The sequence below is a fragment of the Sedimentitalea sp. XS_ASV28 genome, assembly GCF_041224545.1.
Classification (GTDB): domain Bacteria; phylum Pseudomonadota; class Alphaproteobacteria; order Rhodobacterales; family Rhodobacteraceae; genus Sedimentitalea.
Genome location: NZ_JBGFGP010000103.1, coordinates 1 through 22,694, shown reverse-complemented (window position 1 = coordinate 22,694; position 22,694 = coordinate 1). Strand labels below are relative to the sequence as shown.

At 60.8% G+C, this 22,694-nt stretch carries 23 protein-coding genes and 1 pseudogene; 5 read left to right on the top strand and 19 right to left on the bottom strand.

Going from position 1 to position 22,694, the window contains the following annotated elements:
* Nucleotides 1-73: 73 nt before the first annotated feature.
* On the top strand, nt 74-673 hold the full coding sequence (locus AB9K34_RS06035) for an outer membrane lipoprotein carrier protein LolA (RefSeq protein ID WP_369953526.1): 600 nt from the start codon (nt 74-76) through the stop codon (nt 671-673).
* A gap of 102 nt (nt 674-775) precedes the next feature.
* Here the strand turns inward: AB9K34_RS06035 and AB9K34_RS06030 are convergent, their stop codons facing one another.
* A complete protein-coding gene (locus tag AB9K34_RS06030; protein ID WP_369953513.1) occupies nt 776-1,363 on the bottom strand; it encodes a lytic transglycosylase in 588 nt (195 codons plus the stop codon).
* A gap of 238 nt (nt 1,364-1,601) precedes the next feature.
* Here AB9K34_RS06030 and hspQ point away from each other — a divergent pair, with 238 nt between their 5' ends.
* Entirely contained in the window at nt 1,602-1,928 is a 327-nt protein-coding gene (hspQ, locus tag AB9K34_RS06025) for a heat shock protein HspQ (protein WP_369953512.1), read from the top strand.
* A 21-nt stretch (nt 1,929-1,949) separates the two neighbouring features.
* On the opposite strand, the gene AB9K34_RS06020 is transcribed toward hspQ, so the two are convergent.
* The 3 genes from AB9K34_RS06020 to AB9K34_RS06010 form a co-directional block, all read right to left on the bottom strand.
* Nucleotides 1,950-3,527, bottom strand: coding sequence for a gamma-glutamyltransferase family protein (locus AB9K34_RS06020; protein WP_369953511.1), 1,578 nt, complete (start codon nt 3,525-3,527; stop codon nt 1,950-1,952).
* A 225-nt stretch (nt 3,528-3,752) separates the two neighbouring features.
* The gene (locus AB9K34_RS06015) at nt 3,753-4,199 is read right to left on the bottom strand and encodes an ATP-binding protein (RefSeq protein WP_369953510.1); all 447 of its coding nucleotides are present in this window, start codon (nt 4,197-4,199) and stop codon (nt 3,753-3,755) included.
* A gap of 19 nt (nt 4,200-4,218) precedes the next feature.
* Nucleotides 4,219-4,557, bottom strand: a complete 339-nt coding sequence (locus tag AB9K34_RS06010) for an STAS domain-containing protein (RefSeq protein ID WP_369953509.1) — start codon at nt 4,555-4,557, stop codon at nt 4,219-4,221.
* Nucleotides 4,558-4,652: 95 nt separating this feature from the next.
* Between AB9K34_RS06010 and AB9K34_RS06005 the strand changes: the two genes are divergently transcribed.
* A complete protein-coding gene (locus AB9K34_RS06005) occupies nt 4,653-5,825 on the top strand; it encodes an acetyl-CoA C-acyltransferase (RefSeq protein ID WP_369953508.1) in 1,173 nt (390 codons plus the stop codon).
* A 43-nt stretch (nt 5,826-5,868) separates the two neighbouring features.
* On the opposite strand, the gene AB9K34_RS06000 is transcribed toward AB9K34_RS06005, so the two are convergent.
* The 10 genes from AB9K34_RS06000 to glpD form a co-directional block, all read right to left on the bottom strand.
* On the bottom strand, nt 5,869-7,014 hold the full coding sequence (locus AB9K34_RS06000) for an HPP family protein (RefSeq protein ID WP_369953507.1): 1,146 nt from the start codon (nt 7,012-7,014) through the stop codon (nt 5,869-5,871).
* Nucleotides 7,015-7,230: 216 nt separating this feature from the next.
* Nucleotides 7,231-8,715, bottom strand: coding sequence for a glycerol kinase GlpK (glpK, locus tag AB9K34_RS05995; RefSeq protein WP_369953506.1), 1,485 nt, complete (start codon nt 8,713-8,715; stop codon nt 7,231-7,233).
* A 106-nt stretch (nt 8,716-8,821) separates the two neighbouring features.
* Nucleotides 8,822-10,543 carry an ABC transporter substrate-binding protein gene (locus AB9K34_RS05990; protein ID WP_369953505.1) on the bottom strand — a complete coding sequence of 574 codons (1,722 nt, stop codon included), beginning with the start codon at nt 10,541-10,543 and terminating at the stop codon, nt 8,822-8,824.
* Between the two features lie 68 nt (nt 10,544-10,611).
* The gene (locus tag AB9K34_RS05985; RefSeq protein WP_369953504.1) at nt 10,612-10,887 is read right to left on the bottom strand and encodes a DUF2160 domain-containing protein; all 276 of its coding nucleotides are present in this window, start codon (nt 10,885-10,887) and stop codon (nt 10,612-10,614) included.
* A gap of 10 nt (nt 10,888-10,897) precedes the next feature.
* On the bottom strand, nt 10,898-11,299 hold the full coding sequence (locus AB9K34_RS05980) for a hypothetical protein (protein WP_369953503.1): 402 nt from the start codon (nt 11,297-11,299) through the stop codon (nt 10,898-10,900).
* Nucleotides 11,299-12,135 (bottom strand): carbohydrate ABC transporter permease, encoded by an 837-nt coding sequence (locus AB9K34_RS05975; protein WP_369953502.1) that lies wholly within the window; start codon nt 12,133-12,135, stop codon nt 11,299-11,301. The genes AB9K34_RS05980 and AB9K34_RS05975 overlap by 1 nt, the downstream gene beginning before the upstream one ends.
* A 3-nt stretch (nt 12,136-12,138) precedes the next feature.
* Nucleotides 12,139-13,008 (bottom strand): carbohydrate ABC transporter permease, encoded by an 870-nt coding sequence (locus AB9K34_RS05970; protein ID WP_369953501.1) that lies wholly within the window; start codon nt 13,006-13,008, stop codon nt 12,139-12,141.
* On the bottom strand, nt 13,008-14,090 hold the full coding sequence (locus tag AB9K34_RS05965) for an ABC transporter ATP-binding protein (RefSeq protein ID WP_369953500.1): 1,083 nt from the start codon (nt 14,088-14,090) through the stop codon (nt 13,008-13,010). The genes AB9K34_RS05970 and AB9K34_RS05965 overlap by 1 nt, the downstream gene beginning before the upstream one ends.
* Nucleotides 14,091-14,102: 12 nt before the next feature.
* Nucleotides 14,103-15,191, bottom strand: a complete 1,089-nt coding sequence (locus AB9K34_RS05960; RefSeq protein ID WP_369953499.1) for an ABC transporter ATP-binding protein — start codon at nt 15,189-15,191, stop codon at nt 14,103-14,105.
* Nucleotides 15,188-16,801, bottom strand: coding sequence for a glycerol-3-phosphate dehydrogenase (glpD, locus tag AB9K34_RS05955; protein ID WP_369953498.1), 1,614 nt, complete (start codon nt 16,799-16,801; stop codon nt 15,188-15,190). The genes AB9K34_RS05960 and glpD overlap by 4 nt, the downstream gene beginning before the upstream one ends.
* Before the next feature lie 265 nt (nt 16,802-17,066).
* On the opposite strand from glpD, the gene AB9K34_RS05950 reads away from it, so the two are divergent.
* Nucleotides 17,067-17,834, top strand: coding sequence for a DeoR/GlpR family DNA-binding transcription regulator (locus tag AB9K34_RS05950; protein WP_369953497.1), 768 nt, complete (start codon nt 17,067-17,069; stop codon nt 17,832-17,834).
* 15 nt (nt 17,835-17,849) lie between these two features.
* Here the strand turns inward: AB9K34_RS05950 and AB9K34_RS05945 are convergent, their stop codons facing one another.
* The 3 genes from AB9K34_RS05945 to hemC form a co-directional block, all read right to left on the bottom strand.
* Entirely contained in the window at nt 17,850-18,530 is a 681-nt protein-coding gene (locus AB9K34_RS05945) for a GNAT family N-acetyltransferase (protein WP_369953496.1), read from the bottom strand.
* A gap of 90 nt (nt 18,531-18,620) precedes the next feature.
* Nucleotides 18,621-19,571: a fatty acid desaturase family protein gene (locus tag AB9K34_RS05940; protein ID WP_369953495.1), complete on the bottom strand. Its 951-nt coding sequence runs from the start codon at nt 19,569-19,571 to the stop codon at nt 18,621-18,623.
* 72 nt (nt 19,572-19,643) lie between these two features.
* Nucleotides 19,644-20,588 (bottom strand): hydroxymethylbilane synthase, encoded by a 945-nt coding sequence (hemC, locus tag AB9K34_RS05935; RefSeq protein WP_369953494.1) that lies wholly within the window; start codon nt 20,586-20,588, stop codon nt 19,644-19,646.
* 102 nt (nt 20,589-20,690) lie between these two features.
* Here hemC and hemE point away from each other — a divergent pair, with 102 nt between their 5' ends.
* Nucleotides 20,691-21,728: a uroporphyrinogen decarboxylase gene (hemE, locus tag AB9K34_RS05930; RefSeq protein ID WP_369953493.1), complete on the top strand. Its 1,038-nt coding sequence runs from the start codon at nt 20,691-20,693 to the stop codon at nt 21,726-21,728.
* Between the two features lie 8 nt (nt 21,729-21,736).
* Here the strand turns inward: hemE and AB9K34_RS05925 are convergent, their stop codons facing one another.
* The gene (locus AB9K34_RS05925) at nt 21,737-22,471 is read right to left on the bottom strand and encodes an NYN domain-containing protein (protein ID WP_369953492.1); all 735 of its coding nucleotides are present in this window, start codon (nt 22,469-22,471) and stop codon (nt 21,737-21,739) included.
* 82 nt (nt 22,472-22,553) lie between these two features.
* A pseudogene (locus AB9K34_RS05920) lies at nt 22,554-22,694 on the bottom strand (S-(hydroxymethyl)glutathione dehydrogenase); the annotation flags it as partial.

Here is a 22,694-nt window from a genome sequence, read left to right as displayed (position 1 = left end):
TGAAACACGCCGATGTGAGCGAACGGGGGATGAATAGAGGCGCAGGCGGGGCTATCTGGACAGTATGAACAAATTGGCAAAGCTCCTGGCCGGGTTTGTCCTGGCGCTATCGGCAACATCTGCCCTCGCAGAGGGCAAGGTTCCCCTGTCCACGATCTCGACCTATCTGAACGGTCTGACCACGGTTTCGGCTCCGTTTACACAATACAATGACGATGGAAGCCAATCGACCGGCAAACTATACCTGCACCGGCCGGGCCGGATGCGTTTTGAGTATGATCCGCCCAATGGCGCAACGGTTGTCGCCGGGGCCGGGGCGGTGGTGATCCACGATCCCAAATCGAACCAGCCTCCTGAAAGCTATCCTCTCAAGCGCACGCCATTGTCGATCATCCTTGATCGACAGGTGAATCTGGGTCAGGCGAACATGGTCGTCGGACACAGTTTCGACGGCACCGCGACTGTCGTCACCGCGCAGGATCCCAAGAATCCGGATTACGGGCGCATCGATCTGAAGTTTTCGGGTAATCCGATGGAGCTGCGGAGCTGGGTCATTCACGACAGTTCCGGAGGCCAGACTACCGTCGTGCTGGGCGAGCTGACCAAGGGAGAGGCGCTGGGAAGTTCGCTCTTCAGTTCACAGGGCGGAAATCGCAGGGGATCGAACCGCTAACGCGTTTTGCGACTGTCCAGATGCACCTGAAGACCTGGCGCTGGTTCCGAGACGCTGTGCGGGGTGGACACGCCAAAGAGCCAAGGCTGCGTTCCGACGGGATCAGCGGAAGGATTTGCAATTCGCGAGCTGCGCCGCATAGATGTTCGAGCGGTCCTGCACCTGGTTGGCGACACGCATGAGCCAGGTCTTGTTCTTGTAGGTCCCGCGCGCAAATCCTTGCTGCCCCTCGTGATAGGCCAGATACTGGTTCCTTGCATCGGTCAGCGCGATACCGTTCTTCTCGCGGCTCTGGTTCATGTACCAGCCCATGAAGTCGGTCGCGTCACGTATCCGGTCACGCTTGGCGCTGCGGCGTCCTGTCTGTTTGCGGTAATCGTCCCATGTCCCGTCCAGCGCCTGGCTGTAGCCATAGGCGCTGCTTTGACGTCCCATCGGTATCACACCCAGCACATAATTGTACGGAGTCCGGGCGTTGCCGCGGAACCGGCTCTCCTGATAGATGGTTGCCATCTGCACATGCACGGGAACACCCCAGCGGCGCTCGGTCGCCTGGAATGCCTTGACGTATTTCGGGCGCTGTTTCGCGATGCTGCATGCGTCATCCATGTTCTGTGGCGGGGTTTTGTGACCGCCGCCGCAGGATGCCAGAATCAGCAACAGCATCATCGCGCGAAGAGTTCTGCTCATCTGCCTCGTGCCTTTTTTGAGCAAATCCTATCGGAAAATCGTCTCCTATGGAATCACAATTCGGCGTGATCGGCGGAGATTGCGACGGTCCGTCTCGCGCTGGTGTCCCATCTGCCGACCGCTGCAAGAGAGCGACTGTCAATTGGGCGCTCACAGACTGTTTCTTTGATTTTGAACGCATATATTGGACAAAAGCGACTTGAAAAGGTTAATTAAGGTAGGTAGGGGCACCACTGTTATGCTGAGTACGCGCGCAAAATATAACCTCGGTCAGGTTGTCCGTCACAAGAAACACCCGTTTCGCGGTGTCGTTTTTGACGTCGATCCCGAGTTTGCCAACACCGAGGAATGGTATCAAGCTATCCCCGAAGACAGTCGTCCTGTGCGTGAACAGCCGTTTTACCACCTGTTGGCGGAAAACGACCAATCCTACTATGTGGCCTATGTGTCCGAACAGAATCTCGTCGCGGATTATTCCGGAGAGCCGGTCGATCATCCCGACATCCCCGACATGTTCGGCCCGTTTCAGGACGGGGCCTATCCGCTGCACTTTCAGCTGAACTGACCCCGGCCCGTCGACGGCGGGTCAGTAGCCAAGCGCACAACCGTCCTTGCGCGGGTCGCTCGCGCCCACGAGCAGGCCGTCATCGTCAATCCGTATCGCCTGCGCGCCGCCAATTGCGGTTTCGGGGATCGAGACGGCATGACCCATATCGGCAAGCTCCTGGCGCACGGCGTCGCTGTATCCGCGTTCGACCTTCATGTCGCCAGCGTCCGAGAAACTACGCGGTGCGTCGAGCGCCTGCTGCATTTCCATGCCGAAATCACGCAGGTTGCTGATCAGGCGCGCATGCCCATTGGGCTGATAGGCCCCGCCCATGACGCCAAACGGCATCGTCACGCGTCCATTTTCACGCAGCATTCCGGGAATGATTGTGTGCATGGGCCGCTTGCCACCGCCCAGTTCGTTCGGGTGGCCGGATTCGAGCGTAAATCCCTGACCGCGATTCTGAAGCAGGATGCCGAATTTGTCTGTGGCGATCCCCGAGCCAAAGCCATGAAAGATCGAATAGATCAGTGAAACCGCCATCCGGTCCTTGTCGACCACGGTGATATAGATCGTGTCCTTGTGTACCGCTTCGCTCAGCGGCGCCGCTGCGGGCATGGCCGCATCGCGGCGGATGAGCGCCGCCAGCGCGGCCGCCGTTTCCGGGGCGAGCATATGATCGAGCCGGTCCATGTGGCGAGCGTCCGCGATAAAGCGGTTGCGGGTATCATAGGCCAGCTTGGCGGCCTCGGCCTCGATATGTGCGCGTTCGGCACCCAGCGGGTCCATCGACGCTATGTCGAAATGCGACAGGATGTTCAGCATCAGGATCGCGGTGGCCCCCTGGCCGTTGGGCGGGTGCTCGACCAGTTCGACGCCGCCATAGTTGCCACTGACCGGCGTCGTCGCCTCGCAGGCGGTAGCGGCAAAATCCTCAAGGCTGTGCACGCCGCCCAACGCGGCGAGCGAGTTGACCATGTCTTCGGCGATCTCACCGGTGTAAAAGGCATCGCGCCCGTCCCTGGCGACGCGGCGCAACACCTCGGCCTGTCCCGGAGCGCGGAAAATCTGACCGGGTTTGGGAACCTCGCCGTTGACCAGATAACATTCGCGCGCACGGGCATTCAGGACCGGTGCGTCATTTTTCCAGTCAAAAGCCACGCGGGGGGCAACCGGCACGCCGTTGTCCGCGTAGTGAATGGCTGGCTGCAACAAAGCGTCAAGCCCCAGAACGCCGACGGTTTCGGAGAGGTGGCAGAACGCATCCATCGCGCCGGGTATTGTGACGGCGTCCGGGCTGCTCTGTTCGATGGCGCGCAGCCCGGTGGTGCGCAGCCGGTTTGCGTCCGCCGCGGCTGGTGCCTTGCCCGATCCGTTCATCGCATGGATGTCATCGCTGCCCGCAGGGGAATAGAGGACAAAGCAATCGCCGCCGATTCCCGTCATCTGGGGTTCGCAAATTCCGAGCAACACTGCGCCCGCAATGGCCGCGTCCATCGCATTGCCCCCGCGTTTGAGGATATCCACCGCGGCCTGAGCCGCAAGCGGATGCGAGGTGGCACACATGCCGTTCGTGCAAAGCACCGCCGAGCGGCCCGGAACCTGAAAATCGCGCATCATGTCTCTCCCAATTGTCGCGCGAGACTATGCGGCGATGTGCAGAATGCCAATATGGGGAACGGTGTAGCCTGCAAATTCCTTGGTGCCACGTACTGGGTGGGGGCTATGACACATGGCACCAAGGGAAGCTATTTGCAGCTACCCTTACGTTTTGCCCTTTCATTGGGTCAGCGATTGGGAGGCAATTGGGCCATTTTGGGGCGATGACGTATTTGCAGTTGCTCAACAGACTTTTGGAATAAGGTCAAACATCAGGCGCAAATGGTTGCGACCCCGCAAACGCCTGTAGCGGATGTCACGGGTAAGCGTACGGATCATGAACCAACCGAAACCGCCCTCGGGGAGCTCGTTCAGCCCGGTGTCGAGATTGGCGGGCTTGCCTTCCGGCAGCGTTGATCCGGGCAGTTCGACACCGGCATCCACGATCAGCACCCGAAGCACGTTTCCTTTTACGCCCGCCCGAAAGACGACGCGGCCCTCCGCGACCTCCCGATAGGCGTGCTCGACGATGTTGTTGACCACCTCGGCAAGGGCGATTTCCACGCCGCCAGCCTGCTCTTCCGGCACTCCGACGGTCTGAAGATGCGTCATGATTTCCGCGAGGGCGATGCGCGTGTTCTGCTCGGTTGCCATGAATGTGTGCGTAAAACCTGCCCATTTGCCACTCATCTCAAGCGTCTCCGATGGATCAGCCCGCCTCGGCCGCTATGGCATCGTCCAAAGAGGCAAACAGGTCGAAAACCGTGTCCATCCGCGTCAGCCGGAACACCTTGTCAACGGTCGGTGTCAGCCCCGCCAGGTCCAGCCTGCGACCGCTTCCAAGTTGCTTCATCGCGGCGACGATGGCGCCAAGGCCGCTTGAGTCGATGAACTCCACGGCAGACAGGTCGAGGATGACACGGGCCGGTCCGTCGGCCGAATGTGCGCGCATGTCTTCCTTGAACTGGATCGCCATCGCCGCATCGATGCGTGCGGCATTGACGGTGATGATCTGGGCGGTATCGGTTGCTGTGCTGGTCAGGCTCACCGGATTACTCCATTTCAGGTATTGGTCGTGCAGGAAACGCTAGACGGCAATCCTTACCATTAGGTATGCAACCCAGAGGAAACGGAGGGACTAACATGAAAGAGGTGGTCATCAGCGGTGCGGCGCGCACACCGATGGGCGGATTCCAGGGGGTTTTCGACGGCGTTCAGGCGGCGGATCTGGGCGGGGCCGCGATCCGGGCGGCATTGAAAGGTGCCGGTACGGATACGGTTGACGAGCTTCTGATGGGCTGTGTCCTGCCCGCGGGGCAGGGACAGGCACCCGCGCGCCAGGCGGGATTTGCCGCCGGGCTGGGTGAAGAGGTGCCGGCGACGACGCTCAACAAGATGTGCGGTTCGGGCATGAAGGCGGCGATGACCGGATTTGACCAGATCGCCTTGGGGCAGACCGATGTCATGGCGGTGGGCGGTATGGAGAGCATGTCAGGCGCGCCCTATATCCTGCCCAAGATGCGCGGCGGTGCCCGCATCGGCCACGGCCAGGTGATCGACCACATGTTCCTCGACGGGCTCGAAGACGCGTATGACAAGGGCCGGCTGATGGGCACGTTTGCCGAAGACTGCGCCGAAGCGTTCCAGTTCACCCGCGAAGATCAGGATCAATATGCGATCGGATCGCTGGACAACGCGCTTGCGGCGGAGCGCAGCGGCGCATTTGACGACGAAATCGCCGCCTTTACCGTGCACGCCCGGACCGGCGAAGAGATCATCACCCGTGACGAACAGCCGGCCAAGGCGCGGCCGGAAAAGATCCCGATGCTGAAGCCGGCCTTTCGCAAGGGCGGTACGGTCACGGCGGCGAACAGTTCGTCCATCTCCGATGGTGCGGCGGCACTGATCCTGTCGTCGCGTGATCATGCAGAAGCCAATGGGCTGACCATTCGCGCCCGAATCCTCGGGCATGCCTCACACGCGCAGGCCCCGGCCCTGTTTCCGACTGCGCCGGTGCCTGCGGCGAAGAAACTGCTTGCGCGTCTGGGCTGGGACAAGAACGACGTCGATCTCTGGGAAGTCAACGAGGCGTTTGCAGTGGTGCCCATGGCCTTCATGAAGGAAATGGGCCTGCCGCGCGATATCGTCAATGTGAATGGCGGAGCCTGTGCGCTTGGTCATCCGATTGGCGCGTCGGGTGCGCGGATCATGGTGACCCTTCTGAACGCGCTGGAGAAGCGTGATCTCAGGCGCGGAATCGCGGCGATCTGCATCGGTGGCGGCGAAGGAACCGCCATCGCCATCGAACGGGTGTGAGACAGGCGACCGTCAGGCTCGTTTTGCGGACCTGACGGCGATATCAGGTGTTGCGGACGGCCTGTCGCGCCATTGCGGCGATCAGGTCGGTGCGCGTGACGATGCCGGTGACGCGCCCGTGTTCGAGAACCGGAACAGCATCGACATCGCCGTCCGCCATCATCGCCAGCAAGGCACCGATCGGGATGCGCGGGGTGGCGCGTGGCCCCGACGCCTTCATAATGTCCCCGGCCCTGACCGGCAGGGCCCTGTCACGATCTAGCAGCCGTTTCAGTGCGGGCCGGAAGCCGCGATCCCGTTGCATCGCATCGTCTCTGGCCCGGTTGATGAGATGTATCTGGAAAATGATACCCTGGAATTGCGCGTTCTCGTCCACCACCGGGAGCGATGTGAATCGATGGTGTTTAAACAGGTCAGCGACGTCTGACAGGCTGGTAGAGGGACTGACCGAAACCGGGTCGCGTGACATGATATCCTGTGCGGTGAGAGGCCCGGTGTTATGTGTCGCGGCTTGGAGTTCGGCGGCGCCGATCAGCCGGGCGAGGTCCTCGACGCCAAGATTGAATGACTGACGATAGCGTTCCAGAATCCGGGTCAGTTCGTCTTCGGAAAGGCCCAGCCGTTCGAGCGGTGCCCGGTCATGGGTGCCGTGCGGGCTGGGGTCGTCAAATTGCCGGAACGGATAACGGCGACCGGTCAGCCGGGCGTAGATGGTTGCAAGGATGACGAGCGAGACCGTTCCTGCCGCGATGGGCGACAGGGCGAACCAGAAGCCCAGGGCGTCGATTGCATCGGGGTTCATGGCAGCGGTCATCGCCACTGCGCCGGCAGGAGGATGGACGGCGCGGCAGAGCATGGTGGCCGCCAGCGCCAGCGCCACTGCAAATGCGATGCGCAAGACCGGGTCGGCGATCGTCATGCAGACCGCGACACCGACCAGCGCGGCAACCGTATTGCCGACGATGGCGGACCAGGGTTGCGCAAGCGGACTGTTGGGAATTGCAAACAGCAAGACCGCGCTCGCGCCGAACGGGGCCACGAGATACAGCCCGAGGTTGAGATCTACGCCCGGCGACAACAGGAAAAGCCCGGTCAGGCCCAGACCGGCAAGGGCGCCCGCGCCCGCGCGCAGCGCTTCCAATGGCGGTACATGCGCAACCGCCGGACCAAGTGAGCGAAGAAGGTGCAAGATTCGGGCCCTTATGAGGAATCCGTGCAAAATTTCAGTGAATTGCACCAAGGGCAAGGCCCGCCCGAAAAGAAGAATAATCGCGCCGCTCGCAGCGGCACGGCGAAACATCCGATCCTTGCCGCGCTGAATCGCGGAAACGTCGATTTGCGATCAGCCGGTATCGGGTGACGCCGGGTCTTTCGAACGCGGCGCGAAACGCGCGCGGCCTCCCGATTAGAACCTCTGGGCGGCAGCCACGGCACGTTGCCAGGCGGCGTATTTGCGCTCGCGCGTATCCGGCTCCATCCCCGGTGAAAAGCTGCGCTCAAGTGCCCAGGTCCGGGCAAAGCCGTCCATGTCAGGATAAAGACCCGCGTTCTGACCTGCCAGCCAGGCCGCGCCCATCGCGGTGGTTTCCAGGATTTCGGGCCGGTCAACCTGTGCACCGAGAATGTCTGCGAGGAATTGCATCGACCAATCCGAGGCGCTCATGCCGCCATCTACGCGCAGCGCGGTGTCACCCGATGCGCCCCAATCGGCCTGCATCGCCTCGAGCAGGTCGCGGGTCTGGTATCCGACGCTCTCAAGCGCGGCGCGGGCGAATTCGGCCGGTCCGGAATTGCGGCTGAGGCCGAACACGGCGCCCCGGCAGTCGGCATTCCAGTAGGGTGCGCCAAGGCCGGTGAAGGCGGGCACCAGCACCACGTTCTGCGCGGTGTCTGCCTGTTCTGCCAGCGGCTGGGTTTCGTCCGCCGCCCTGATGATCTTCAGCCCGTCGCGCAACCATTGCACCACTGCACCGGCGACAAAGATCGAGCCTTCCAGCGCATAGGTGGGTTTCCCGTCCAGCTGATATGCGATGGTGGTGAGCAGCCGGTTCTGCGAGACGACAGGCGTTTCTCCGGTGTTCAACAGCGCGAAACAGCCGGTGCCATAGGTCGATTTCATCATGCCGGGCTGGAAACAGGCCTGGCCGATGGTTGCCGCCTGCTGATCGCCGGCGACGCCAAGAATAGGGATCCGCGCTCCGAGCAGATCGGCCTCTGACTGTCCGAAATCCGCAGCGCAATCGCGCACCTCGGGCAGCATCGATATCGGCACGCGCAGCATGTCGCACATGGTTTGCGACCATCGCCCCTTGCGGATGTCATATAGCAAGGTGCGCGCCGCATTGGTGGCATCGGTCGCATGAACCTTGCCGCCGGTGAGAGTCCAGATCAGCCAGCTGTCGACCGTACCAAAGGCGAGTTCGCCCGCCTCGGCGCGCTGCCGCGCACCGTCGACATTGTCCAGTATCCAGGCCACCTTGGTACCGCTGAAATACGGGTCGAGCAGCAGGCCGGTGCGCTGGCTCGCGGTTTCCTCGTGCCCCTCGGACCGCAGACGCTGGCAGACATCCGAAGTGCGCCGGTCCTGCCAGACGATGGCATTGTGGATCGCCTTGCCCGTGGCCTTGTCCCAGACCACGGTGGTTTCGCGCTGGTTGGTGATGCCGATCGCGGCGATATCGGAAGCCGCGACCCCGATTTTGTCCATGGCCGCACGGCATGTCGAAAGTGTGGTGGTCCACAGGTCGTCGCAATCATGCTCGACCCAGCCGCTGGCGGGGAAATGCTGGGGAAACTCTTCCTGCGCAAGCGTTGCGATCCTGAGGTTCCGATCAAACAGAATCGCGCGGCTCGACGTTGTGCCCTGATCTATCGCCAGAATGAACGACATCTGTTTTCTCCCCGGGAATTGCCCGGTGGATCCCGGACCGTCCATGCCTGAATGTCAAATGGAAAAACGAAAACCGCCGGGGCCCGAAGGCCCCGGCAGGCCCAGCTTACTGCCAGGACTTGATCAGCTCATCATAGGCGATGGTCTGCGGCTCTTCGTCCTCGTTGTCGAGTTTTGCCTTGGGGGAACCTTCCATGGCGAGCCATTCCGACGGATCCTTTTCCTCGTTCAGCTTGGGTCCGATGTCGCCCTGAATGCCGGCGCGCTCAAGGCGTTCCATGACCCGTTCCTGGTCGGCGCAGAGCGCGTCGAGTGCCTCCTGCGGGGTCTTGGCGCCCGACATGGCGTCACCGATATTCTGCCACCACAGCTGCGCCAGCTTGGGGTAATCCGGCACGTTGGTGCCGGTCGGCGACCATGCGACGCGGGCGGGTGAACGGTAGAATTCAACCAGGCCGCCGAGTTTGTCTGCACGCTCGGTAAAGCTGTCATGCTGGATCGTCGACTCGCGGATAAAGGTCAGACCCACATGCGCCTTTTTCACGTCCACGGTCTTGGAGGTGACGAACTGGGCATAAAGCCAGGCCGCCTTGGCACGATCCACCGGGGTGGATTTCATGAGCGTCCAGGAACCCACGTCCTGATACCCGATCTTGGTGCCCTCTTCCCAATAGACACCATGCGGCGAGGGAGCCATGCGCCATTTCGGTGTGCCGTCCTCGTTCATCACCGGCAGGCCGGGTTTCACCGTGTCGGCGGTAAAGGCGGTGTACCAGAACATCTGCTGCGCGACGTTGCCCTGTGCCGGAATCGGACCCGCCTCGGAGAAGGTCATGCCAGCAGCGGCGGGAGGGGTGTATTTCTCAAGCCACTCGATCGCCTTGGTCACCGCATAGACAGCAGCGGGGCCATTGGTTGCGCCACCACGGGCGACGCAGGAGCCCACCGGCTGAGAGTTTTCGTTCACGCGGATGCCCCATTCGTCGACCGGCAGGCCGTTCGGCTCACCCTTGTCGCCAGCACCGGCCATCGAAAGCCACGCGTCGGTGTAGCGCCAGCCGAGCGAGGGGTCCTTTTTACCATAGTCCATGTTGCCAAAAACGTCGCCTTCAACACCCATGTGGCTCAGGTCGCGGCCAGTAAAGAACTCGGCGATGTCCTCATAGGCTGACCAGTTGACAGGTACACCAAGCTCATAGCCGTATTTCTCTTCGAAATCGGCCTTGTTCTTTTCGTCGTTGAACCAGTCATAGCGGAACCAGTAGAGGTTCGCGAATTGCTGGTCGGGCAATTGATAGAGATTGCCATCGGGCGCGGTCGTGAACTGTGTTCCGATAAAGTCGTCGAGATCGAGCCCGGGATTGGTCACATCCGCGCCTTCGTTCGCCATCCAGTCGGTCAGGTTGCGGGCCTGCTGATACCGCCAGTGCGTGCCGATCAGGTCGGAGTCGTTGATGTAGCCGTCATAGATGTTCTCGCCGGACTGCATCTGGGTCTGGAGCTTTTCAACCACGTCGCCTTCGCCGATCAGGTCATGGGTGACCTTGATACCGGTGATCGAGGTAAAAGCCGGAGCGAGGACCTGTGACTCGTATTCATGCGTGGTGATGGTTTCGGAGACCACCTTGATCTCCATGCCGGCCATCGGCGCCGCGGCGTCGATGAACCACTGCATCTCGGCTTCCTGCTCTTCGCGGGTCAGGGCCGACATGTCGCCGATCTCGGCATCCAGGAACGCGGTCGCCGCGGCCATATCGGCCCAGGCGCCCGAGCCGTTGAGGCTCAGCGCCACCGCCAGCGCGGTGGTGGATTTCAGCATCAAGTTCATTCTGGTTCCTCCCTTATAGAACTCGTCGGTGGAGCGCCCGCCACAGTTTGGCCGGGCGCGGCTTCAGGTCATACCCAGCGGAAGACGGCCGCCGCGTAGACAAGACAAACGGCCAGCGCCCAGGGTTGGGTTTCGGGCCCGATGAGTCCGAGCCAAGCCAAGTTGATGAAGGCACTGCCAAGCAGCGTGATGAAAAGCCGGTCACCCCGCGTGGTTTCGATCCGCAGGATTCCGGTGCGCGGTGTCTCGGGGAATTTGATCGCGAGGATCGTGAAGGTAATCAAGAGCCCCGCGATGACCATGAAGAAGATCGCCGTGGGCCAGGTCCATGCCATCCATGCCATAACTGGTCTCCTATCCGCTCACCGATTTTGTGAATGAACCAAGTAGTCCGCCAAGCAGATTTCCTACGTTTGCATATCCGACACCCGAACTATTTGTTTTGCTAACTGCTTGGCCCAATGTCAGTTCTCCCTCGTACGTTTCACTTAGCAACTTGAAGCCGAATGAGGTGAGTGAGAACGAAATAGCCACCGTTTCGTTATCTTTGCCTGCTACATAATCAATTCGGTCGTTTGAACGAATTATGCCTTCAGCGCTAAGCCAAATCATGGCGTCGCTAAATAGTTGATCGTTTTCCCGTGTGAGCTCGAACCCAATTTCGGCGACGGAAAAGTCCGTTCGCTCCACTCCCCTTTCCGCCAAGAAGGCTACGATGGAAGCAACCATTCTTTCACTTTTTTCCAGAGTATTCACTACACCCTCCCCAATGCAAAACCCTTGGCGATGTAGTTCCTGACGAACCAGATCACGAGCGCGCCCGGCACGATGGTCAGGATGCCCGCTGCCGCGAGAACGCCCCAGTCGATGCCGCTTGCACCCTGGGTCCGGGTCATGATGGCCGCGATGGGCTTGGCGTCTACCGTTGTCAGCGTGCGCGACAGCAGCAGTTCGACCCAGGAAAACATGAAGCAGAAAAAGGCTGCCACCCCGATGCCGCTGGCGATCAGGGGCATGAAAATCTTGATGAAGAAATGGCCAAAGCTGTAGCCGTCGATATAGGCCGTTTCGTCGATTTCACGGGGGACGCCGCGCATGAACCCTTCGAGGATCCACACCGCCAGCGGCACGTTGAACAGGCAATGTGCCAATGCCACCGCGATATGCGTGTCAAAGAGGCCGACCGAGGAATAGAGTTGAAAGAACGGCAGGGCAAAGACCGCAGGCGGGGCCATCCTGTTGGTCAGGAGCCAGAAGAACAGGTGCTTGTCCCCGGTGAAGCTATAGCGCGAAAACGCATAGGCGGCGGGCAGGGCGACGGTCAGGCTGATCGCCGTGTTCAGAACGACATAGATCAGCGAGTTCACGTAACCCTTGTACCACGCGGGATCGGTCAGGATCGTGGCATAGTTTTCCAGAGTCAGATCGCGGGGCCAGAGCGTGAAGCTGTTCAGGATCTCGGTGTTGGTCTTGAGGCTCATGTTCAGCAGCCAGTAGATCGGCAACAACAGGAACAGCAGATAGAGAGTCATCACCACGGCGCGGCCATTGATCGCGAACTTGCGGGCGGGGCGGCTGGTTGCATCCGTCATGGCTCAGCCCCCCTGCCGGTCAAGATTGGTCATGACGGTGTAGAACACCCACGAAATCAGCAGGATCACCAGAAAATACATGATCGAGAAGGCGGCCGCCGGGCCCAGATCGAACTGTCCGAGCGCCATCTTGACAAGGTCGATCGACAACAGCGTCGTGGCGTTGCCCGGCCCACCCCCGGTCACGACGAAGGGTTCGGTGTAGATCATGAAGCTGTCCATGAAGCGCAGCAGGATCGCGATCATCAGAACCCCCATCATCTTGGGCAACTCGATGAAACGAAACACTTTCCAGCGGCTCGCCTGATCGATCTTGGCGGCCTGATAGTAGGCGTCCGGGATCGATTTTAGCCCGGCATAGGCCAGCAGCGCCACCAGCGAGGTCCAGTGCCAGACATCCATGACGATAACCGTGATCCAGGCGGCCAGCGTATCCTGCGTGTAGTTGTAGGAAATGCCGAGCGCATCCAGCGTGTGACCCAGCAGGCCGATATCCACCCGGCCGAAGATTTGCCAGATGGTCCCCACCACGTTCCACGGGATCAGCAGCGGCAGCGACATCAGGACGAGACAGAAGCTGGCCCAGAACCCGCCCTTGGGCATGTTGAGCGCCACGAAAATGCCAAGCGGGATCTCGATGATCAGGATGATTGCCGAGAACATCAACTGACGCCCCAGCGCATCCCACATGCGTTCGGACGCGAGCATTTCCTCGAACCATTCCAGGCCGGCCCAGAAAAACTGGTTGTTGCCGAATGTGTCCTGTACCGAATAGTTCACAACCGTCATCAGTGGGATGACTGCGGAAAATGCCACGAGCACCAGCACCGGCAGCACCAGGAACCACGCCTTCTGGTTTACGGTCTTTTCCATCACGCGGCCTCCCCTTGCGGTTTCACGCGCCAGTCGTTGGCGTAAACATTGACATGCGCGGCATCAAAGCTAACGCGGTTCATGTCGGCACTGACGGCATCGTCCTCGCCAGCGATTATGTTGATCTCGTTTCCGAACATGTCGGCGCGGATGATCTTGTGACGGCCCACATCCTCGATCCGGCGCACCGAAATCGGCAGACCCTCGTCCTGGGTCAGGCGCGCGAATTCCGGCCGCACGCCCAGCTCGACCTTGCCGTCGAGATGACCGTACCCCGCGGCCAGCGGAACCTCGGCGGTTCCGACTATGGCGCGGTTGCCGATCACCTGCGCGGGGATCACGTTCATGCCTGGTGATCCGATGAAGTAGCCGACAAAGGTATGCTCGGGTTTCTGGAACAATTCATCCGGCGTGCCGATCTGAACGACGCGCCCGTCATACATGACCACCACCTTGTCGGCGAATGTCAGCGCCTCGGTCTGGTCATGGGTTACGTAGATCATCGTGTGGCCGAAATCGTGATGCAGCTGTTTGAGCTGCGTGCGCAGTTCCCACTTCATATGCGGGTCGATCACCGTCAACGGCTCGTCAAACAGCAGCGCGTTCACATCCTTGCGCACCATGCCGCGCCCCAGGCTGATCTTTTGCTTGGCATCCGCGGTCAATCCGCGCGCCTTGCGATCCAGCCCGTCCTCCATGCCGATCATGCGGGCGATTTCCTGCACGCGCTCGGCGACATAGGTCTCGTCACGTCCGCGATTGCGCAGTGGAAACGCAAGGTTTTCGCGCACCGTCATCGTGTCATAGACAACGGGAAACTGGAAAACCTGCGCGATATTCCGTTCGGCGGTGGGGGCGTGTGTCACGTCCTTGTCATCAAATAGAATGCGGCCCTGGCTGGGCTGGAGCAGGCCCGAGATGATGTTGAGAAGCGTGGATTTGCCACATCCCGATGCCCCGAGCAGCGCATAGGCTGCGCCGTCTTCCCAGTCGTGATTGAGCTCCTTCAGGGCAAAGTCATCCTCGCCCGTTGGATTGGGCAGATAGGAATGTGCGAGATTGTCGAGCGTGATCTTGGCCATGTCCGCTCCTCCTCAGGCTGCGAGCGCATAGGCGGCGGGCGCGATCAGCGCGCCATCTTCGCCAAAAATGTAAACGTGACGCGGATCAAGCCACACGGTCAGCGCCTCTCCCAGGGCCAGGTCGTGAACCCCGTGGATCAGTCCGACCCACCGCTCGCCATGGTGATCAAGGTGGATGAAGGTTTCCGATCCTGTAAGTTCCGTGACCCCGAGCCGGGTGACAAATTGCAACGCGTTCTTTGCGTGCCTGCTGATCTCCAGATGGTTCGGGCGGAACCCGGCCGTATAGCGGCCATCCGGCAGATCGGCGAGCTTGCCTGCGGCGGGCGCGCTCTGGTTGTCGCCGAACTTCAACTCGGAACCGGATTTCCTGATGGCGAGGAAATTCATTGGCGGATCGGAAAAGACCCGCGCGGTCGTGGCGTCGACCGGCTGGCGATAGACCTGCGGGGTGACGCCGAATTGCGTGACCTTGCCTTGCCATAGTGTCGCGGTGTTTCCGCCCAGCAAGAGTGCTTCTTCCGGTTCGGTCGTCGCATAGACAAAGATCGCGCCCGACGCTTCGAAAATCCTGGGGATTTCGATCCGCAACTCCTCGCGCAGCTTGTAATCGAGATTTGCCAGGGGTTCGTCCAGCAGCACCAGCCCGGCATTCTTGACCAACGCACGGGCCAGCGCGCAGCGTTGTTGTTGACCTCCGGACAGTTCGAGCGGCTTGCGTTCAAGCTGTGGTGCCAATTGCATCAGATCGGCAGTTTCACGAACCCGCCGATCGATCTCGGCGCGGTCCAGACCCATGAGCTTCATCGGCGAGGCTATGTTGTCATAGACAGTCATCGACGGGTAGTTGATGAACTGCTGATAGACCATCGCGACCTTGCGGTCCTGCACGCGCATCCCGGTCACATCCTTGCCCCGCCACAGAATGCGGCCGCCGGTCGGCGCGTCGAGCCCGGCCATCAGCCGCATCAGCGATGTCTTGCCCGAAAGGGTTGGCCCAAGCAGAACGTTCATCGTACCGCTTTCCAGCGTGAGGTCGGTCGGATGGATGTGGGCCTGTCCCCCCACCGTCTTTGAAACGCTTCTGAGTTCCAGCGTCATTGGTGGGCTCTCCTCGCTTCTTTGCTGCCTTTTCCCGTGCAGATCCGTGCGGCCATCCAGTCGTCGATCGCCCCGATTTCATCCACGCTCAGCCGCAGGCCCAGCTTGCTTCTGCGCCAGACCACGTCTTCGGCGGTGCGCGCGAATTCCTTTTGCATCAGCCAGGACAATTCGGCCTCGGTCAACGTTGCGCCGAAATCCCGGCCCAGATCACCTGCGTTTTCCGAGGTTCCCAGGATGAACCGTGCCTCGGTCCCATAGGCGCGCACCAGCCGCCGCGCCCAAAATTCGGTGAGAAAGGGATAGGCAATTTTCAGGTCCGAAACCTGGGTGTCAAAGCCGTTCACCGGAAAATCACCGCCCGGCAGCGGGGAACCGGCGGTCCAGGCAGGAGTGCGCCGGCCCAATTGCGCGCCGATCCTGTCCATCGCGCTTTCGGCCAGGCGACGATAGGTGGTGATCTTGCCGCCAAAGATGTTGAGGACAGGCGCGCCATTCGCGTCGACCTTGAGCGTATAGTCGCGTGTCGCCGCCGTGGCGCTGCTGGCGCCGTCATCATAGAGCGGACGCACGCCGGAATAGGTCCAGACGATATCTTCATCGCCGATATCGCGCTTGAAATACTGATTGGCGAAATCGATCAGGTACTGCCGCTCTTGGGGCGTGCATTCGGGGGCCGTGTCCGGATCGTCGTGCTCGGCGTCGGTGGTGCCGATCAGGGTAAAGTCGGTTTCATAGGGAATCGCGAAAATGATCCGCCCGTCCGTGCCCTGAAAGAAATAACATTTGTCATGATCATAGAGCCTGCGGGTCACGATGTGCGAACCGCGCACCAGCCGCACACCTTCGGATGAGTTCAGCCGCACGGTATTCCGGAGCAGCTCGCCGACCCACGGTCCACCCGCATTGACCAGCATCCGGGCGCGATGCTCGCGGATGTCGCCAGTCTGTGTGTTTTCGGTCCGGATGTGCCAGAACTCGCCGTCACGGATGGCGGATGTTACCTTTGTGCGGGTCATGATCCGCGCTCCGCGCGCCGCCGCGTCACGGGCATTCAGCACCACCAGCCGCGAATCCTCGACCCAGCAATCGGAATATTCGAACGCCTTTTCGAAACGTTCATCCAGTGGCGCGCCTTCTTGCGTTCCGCGCAGCGTCAGCGAGCTTGCACCGGGGAGGATTTCACGCCCGCCGAGATTGTCGTACATGAACAACCCCAGTCGGATCAGCCAGCGGGGTCGCCGCCCACGCATCCAGGGCATCACGATGCTCAGCAGGCGCGAGGTCGGAGTTTCCGATTCAAACCGCATGTCCTGATGGTAGGGAATGACAAAGCGCATGGGCCAGCTGATATGCGGCATCGCGCGCAGCAGTGTTTCCCGCTCGATCAGGGCTTCCCGGACAAGACGAAACTCGAAATACTCGAGATACCGCAACCCGCCGTGAAAAAGTTTGGTCGACGCGGAGGACGTGGCGCTCGCCAGATCATTCATCTCGGCCAGCGTGACCGAGAGGCCGCGACCCGACGCATCGCGGGCAATGCCGCAACCGTTGATGCCTCCTCCAATGATGAAGAGGTCGGTCGCCTTGCTTGTCTGATAATCTGCCAAACGTCCCTCCCATGGCGCAAGCCGTGGCTGACTCTATGCCAAACACGGTGCATTTCGGCAACCGGATATTTTCGTTTTTGTTCGTTTTTGTATAGGCCACTGAATTTCTGATAATTTCGCATGCGCGTTTCATGGAAATAAACAAATTAAATGTGCTTTGGCGAAAGATGCTTTGCGAATCTGTGGCGCTATGGCGTCTGTTCGATGTAAACTTGCTCTTGCACCAGAAAAATGTCATCATAATCGCGCAAAAACGAAAGTGGACATGTCACAGACTTTTCGCCAGCCCGAAATCATTGAAATCGCCCGCCGTGATGGCAAGGTCACGGTCGAAGGATTGGCTGCGCATTTCGATGTGACGCTGCAAACCATCCGCCGCGACCTGACCGAACTGGCCGAGGCCGGGCGCCTTGAGCGGGTGCATGGTGGCGCCGTGCTGCCGTCTGGCACGCATAATATCGGGTATGAAGAACGCCGCTCGCTGAATGCGCCGGCCAAGACTGCCATTGCCAGTGCCTGCGCGGCACGGGTGCCGAACAATATCTCGCTGTTTCTGAATATCGGGACCAGCACCGAGGCCGTGGCGCGGGCGTTGCGCGATCATCACAACCTGATGATCGTCACCAACAACATGAACGTGGCCAATATTCTGGCCCACAATCCGGATTGCGAGGTCATTGTGACCGGCGGGCATTTGCGGCGCTCGGATGGCGGGCTGGTCGGCAATCTCGCGTCAGACACCATCCGGCAGTTCAAGTTCGATCTCGCCGTGATCGGTTGTTCCGCGCTGGACGGCGACGGCGATCTGCTGGATTTCGACATTCAGGAAGTCGCGGTGAGCCAGGCCATCATCCGTCAGTCGCGGCGCACGTTTCTCGTGGCGGATCATTCCAAGTTCACGCGCAGCGCTCCGGCGCGCATCGCGTCGCTGGCAGAGATCGATACCTTCTTTACCGACAAGCGATTGCAGCCGGAGCTTGCCAAAAACTGTGAGGCCTGGGGCACAGACGTCGTTCTTCCGGACAGGCGTTGAGACGATCGTTGCAGATCAGCGTTGCGCCAGACAGTCCTGAAGCCGTAGTTTCTGTTGCCCCTCTGCGTCGAAGTTCGCGGGGTCGAGCCAGCTTTGATAACCAGCCTTCAGCGCCGGCCAATCCCCGTCGAGAATCGCGAACCATGCGGTGTCCCGATTCTTGCCCTTGACGATCATGTGCTGCCGAAACACGCCCTCGGGTGCGAAACCAAAGCGCAGAGCAGCTGCCTTGGAGGGCAGGTTGTCATCGTTGCATTTCCATTCGAACCGACGATAGCCGAGGTCGTCGAACACGTGCCGCATGAACAGGAACAGGGCTTCTGTCGCGCCGCGCCGTCGGGAGAGTTCCGGGCCCCAATAGATGTTGCCGATTTCGATCACCCCGTTGCCTGCGTCCATCCGCATCAGGGTTTGCCGTCCGACCGCCCTGTCGGTTGCTGCGTCGATGACGGCAAAAAACAGCGGGTCCGCGCTCGCTTCCGCGCGCTCTGCCCAGGTCAGGAATTCTGCCTGATCCTCCGGCGGGTATTCAGGCAGCCAGCGAAACCGATCCCCGGCATCCGCCACCTGCGCCGCATGAAACAGGTCACGACCGTGCCGCGCGGCCTCCAGCGGTTCCAGACGTACATACTGCCCCTCGATCACCCGCCTCTGCGGTAATGGGCGGGGGGTCCACGTGCTCAAGTCCCGGTTCATGATTGCATCCTCGCTTGCAGCGTATTCACCCTACCATGAACACCGCCCGGCATGGTCAGGGCAAGGGCGCTGTGCCGCAATCGGAGAATCCTATGGTCCTGTGGTATTCCATCCTGCCTCTGCAAGTGCGTGCCGGTACGAGGGGGTCACACGCATCCGTTCAGTAACGCCTTTCTGCGCCAAAATTGCGTGCATCCGTTTCAATCGCCAGCAAGGCACATGCATCACGAGGTGATGTTCAAGATGGTAATTGACCCAATAGGGCGCGACGAACAGACGCGCGATGGGGCCGGCCAGTGTTGTGCGCGTGTTTTGCAGCGGATTATCCGATACCTCCGTCGCGCCATGCTCCGCAATGTTGCGCACCCGCAGGACGAACTGAAACCAGGTCAGATAGGGCAGCAGCCAGAATGCCAGACCCCACCACCAATCGCCGATGATACCGAACAGGACGACGATACCCAGAAAGACGGGCAGGGACTTGAAGAGGTCGCGTGCCTTGAAAGCCTGCGCGAAGTCGTTCGAAGCCGCGCGAATAGCATCGTCGTCACCGGCCAGTCGAATCGACATCATGATCTGGCCCATAAGCTGCCTGTAACCGGTCTGTCCGGTCAAATCCCGGATAAACTTGCGTTTCAATGAGGCCCGCGTTGTCGGAAACTTGGAGGAGAGGACCAGATCGGGGTCCTTGTCGGTCTGGGTAAAGCGGTGATGGGTCAGGTGATAATGCCGATAGGCGGCGAGTTCGGCGAGTATGGGCCGCCCACAGAGCCATTCGCCCACAACATCGTTCAGCCGGCGCGAGCGGAACAGGGCGTTATGTGCCGCTTCGTGCATCAGGATTGCGAGGCCCAACTGTCGCGAGCCGATGATCATGACAGCCAGAACAAGCGTCAGCGGGTTTGGCCAGACCGCGAACAGCACAAGCGCCAATGCAATCGTGCCCCAGCAATGCATGACGAGCCAGGCGCCCATCAGGTCAGAGCGCTCCGCCAGCGGACGGATCTCGTCGGTGCTCAGAAATGCCTTTCCGGGTGTCATTGCAGGATCCTCCTGCGATACCGTTCCAGATGGCGCGACCATCTGTCAAACAGATCGCGGCGTCACCTTGGCCTAGCGCCAGTCGAAAAAGCCCGCGCCCGCCTCGGCAAGCAGGGCCTCGGCCATTTTCCGTCCGGTTTCGGCCCCGTCCACGATGGCGCAGGTCTGCGTGTCATGAAGCCGTTCCGACCCGTCGGGGCGCAACACTTCTCCGCGCAGTCTCAGCGTGTCCCCGTCAAGCTCGGCCAGCCCGGCAATGGGTGTTTCGCAGGAGCCGTCAAGTGCGGCAAGAAAGGCCCGTTCGGCCGCCAGACGCTGTCCGGTGGGTGTGTCGTGAATCGCGGCCAACATCTCGGCGGTGCGGGTGTCGAACGTGCGGCGTTCAATGCCGATGGCGCCCTGCGCGACGGCGGGCAGCATCGCGTCTTCGGGGATCGGTGTCGCGGGCACGTCGTCGCGTTTCAACCGATTGAGCCCGGCCATCGCCAGGAAAGTGCAATCGGCAATCCCGTCATCCAGCTTGCGCAGCCGCGTCTGTACGTTGCCACGAAACTCGACCACGTTCAGATCCGGCCGACGGTTGAGCAGTTGCGCCTTGCGCCGCAGGCTGGACGTGCCGACCGTCGCACCGGAGTCGAGCTCGTCAATTGCGCGTTTCGTCGGCGAAACAAAGGCGTCGCGCACGTCTTCGCGCGGCAGGTAGGTGTCCAGAATCAGCCCAGCAGGTTGCGCGACCGGCATATCCTTCATCGAGTGCACCGCGATGTCGATGCGGCCTTGCAGCAGGTCATCCTCGATCTCGCGCGTGAACAGGCCCTTGCCGCCGATTTCCTTGAGCGGCCGGTCCTGCACCGCGTCGCCGGTGGTCTTGATCACGACGATCTGGAATACCTCCTGCGGCAGGTCGAAGGCCGTGGCCAGCCGGTCGCGGGTTTCATAGGCCTGGGCAAGCGCCAGCGGGGATCCGCGGGTGCCGATGCGCAGCGGCGCGTCGAGTGTGGGAAGAGCGAGTGTCATGCCCTCTCTTTAGTCGCGTCATATTGGCCTTACAAGCGGTCGGGCTTGACATTGCCCCCTTCAGACAGGACGCATGGCGCGGGAATGAACCGGGAGATCAGCATGGGCGAGACCAAGAAGATGTTGCGCGCCTTGGCGGGCGAAACTCAGGCGGTACCGCCGATCTGGATGATGCGTCAGGCGGGGCGCTATCTGCCGGAATACCGGGCCACCCGCGCCCAGGCCGGGGATTTCCTGTCTTTATGCTACAACAGCGAACTTGCGGCAGAGGTCACACTGCAACCGATCCGCCGCTATGGATTCGATGCCGCGATCCTTTTTGCCGACATCCTGCTGGTGCCACAGGCGCTTGGCGCGGATCTGTGGTTTGTCACGGGCGAGGGGCCACGCTTGTCCACGGTGACACAGCAGCGGGATTTCGATGCGCTCAAGCCGGCCGATGCGATTCACGATACGCTTGCGCCGGTCTATGACACCCTGCGCATCCTGACCGACGCGCTGCCGTCAGACACCACGCTGATCGGCTTTGCCGGTGCTCCGTGGACGGTGGCGACATACATGATCGCCGGCCGCGGCACGCCTGACCAGGGCCCGGCCCATGCGCTGCGAGAGGAAAACAACGCCCTGTTCGAGGCGCTGCTCGAACGCATCACCGATGCCACCATCGACTATCTGTCCATGCAGATCGAAGCGGGTGCCGAGGTCGTCAAGATTTTCGACAGTTGGGCCGGGTCGCTGCAGGGCGATGCGTTCGAAAACTACGCGGTCGATCCCTGCCGCCGCATCACCGCCGCCCTCAAGCAGAAACATCCAACCGTTCCCGTCATCGGTTTCCCGCGCGAAGCGGGCGAGCATTATGTCGGGTTCGCCCGCAAGACCGGTGTCGATTGCGTGGCGCTGGACAATTCCGTCGATCCGGAATGGGCCGCCGCCAATGTTCAGGTCGATGGTTGTGTTCAGGGCAATCTCGCCTCGTCGCACATGGTCACCGGCGGGCAGGCATTGGTCGACGACACGCGGGCCATCGTGCGGGCATTCTCCGGCGGGCCGCACATCTTCAATCTCGGACACGGCATTACGCCCGACGCGGATCCGGACAATGTACAACTGATGATCGACACCGTGCGAAACGGCGCATAGCGCCGGCGTCAGTCAAGGCGCCGCACCTGGATCTGGTTTCCTTCGCCGCGTCTTGTCTCGAAAACCTTCAAAGTCGCGATCAGGTCGCTGAGTTTGCGTTTGCCATAGCTGCGCGTGTCAAAGTCCGGGTTGGCGGCGGTGATATACTGGCCGATCTGCCCGAGTGTGAACCATTCGTCATCCTGATCGATTGCATCCATCGCCCGGATGACCAGCTTGACCGGATCGTCCAGCGTGGTCGGGGCATCGCCGGGCCCGTCTGTCCTTGTCTGTTTCGGCTTGGGCTTTTGCATGTCGGCAATCAGGTTCTCGACATATATGAACCGCTTGCAGGCCTTGACGAACGCCGCCGGGGTCTTGCGCATGCCCATGCCGAACACGTCGAGCCCCTGTTCACGAATGCGACTGGCCAGACGGGTGAAATCGCTGTCTGACGAGATGAGGACAAATCCATCGAACCGCCCGGAATGCAGGATGTCCATCGCGTCGATCACCAGTGCGATATCGCTGGCATTCTTGCCGGTCGTGTTGGCAAATTGCTGGTGCGGAACGATCGCGAGCGCCGCCAGCTTGTCCTTGGTCCAGCCTTGCGGGCCGCCTCCGGCAAAGTCGCCATAGATGCGCCGGATGCTGGCTTCGCCCAGCGAGGCGATCTCTTCGAACATCGCTTCGGCATATTTCGCCGAGATATTGTCGGCGTCTATCAGAACCGCCAGAAGCGGTGGTTTCTGCGTGTTTGTCATACCCGAAAATAGCTCCGTCTGCGCATATGGTCCGCGCCCACAAGCCCCGCGCCGATTGGCCGGGCTTGCGGTTCCGTGCCGGTCAAAACTCGACGACGGCTCTGATTGATTTTCCCTCGTGCATGAGGTCGAAGCCCTTGTTGATGTCCTCGAGGCCCATCTTGTGGGTGATCATGGGGTCGATCTCGATCTTTCCGTCCATGTACCAGTCGACGATTTTCGG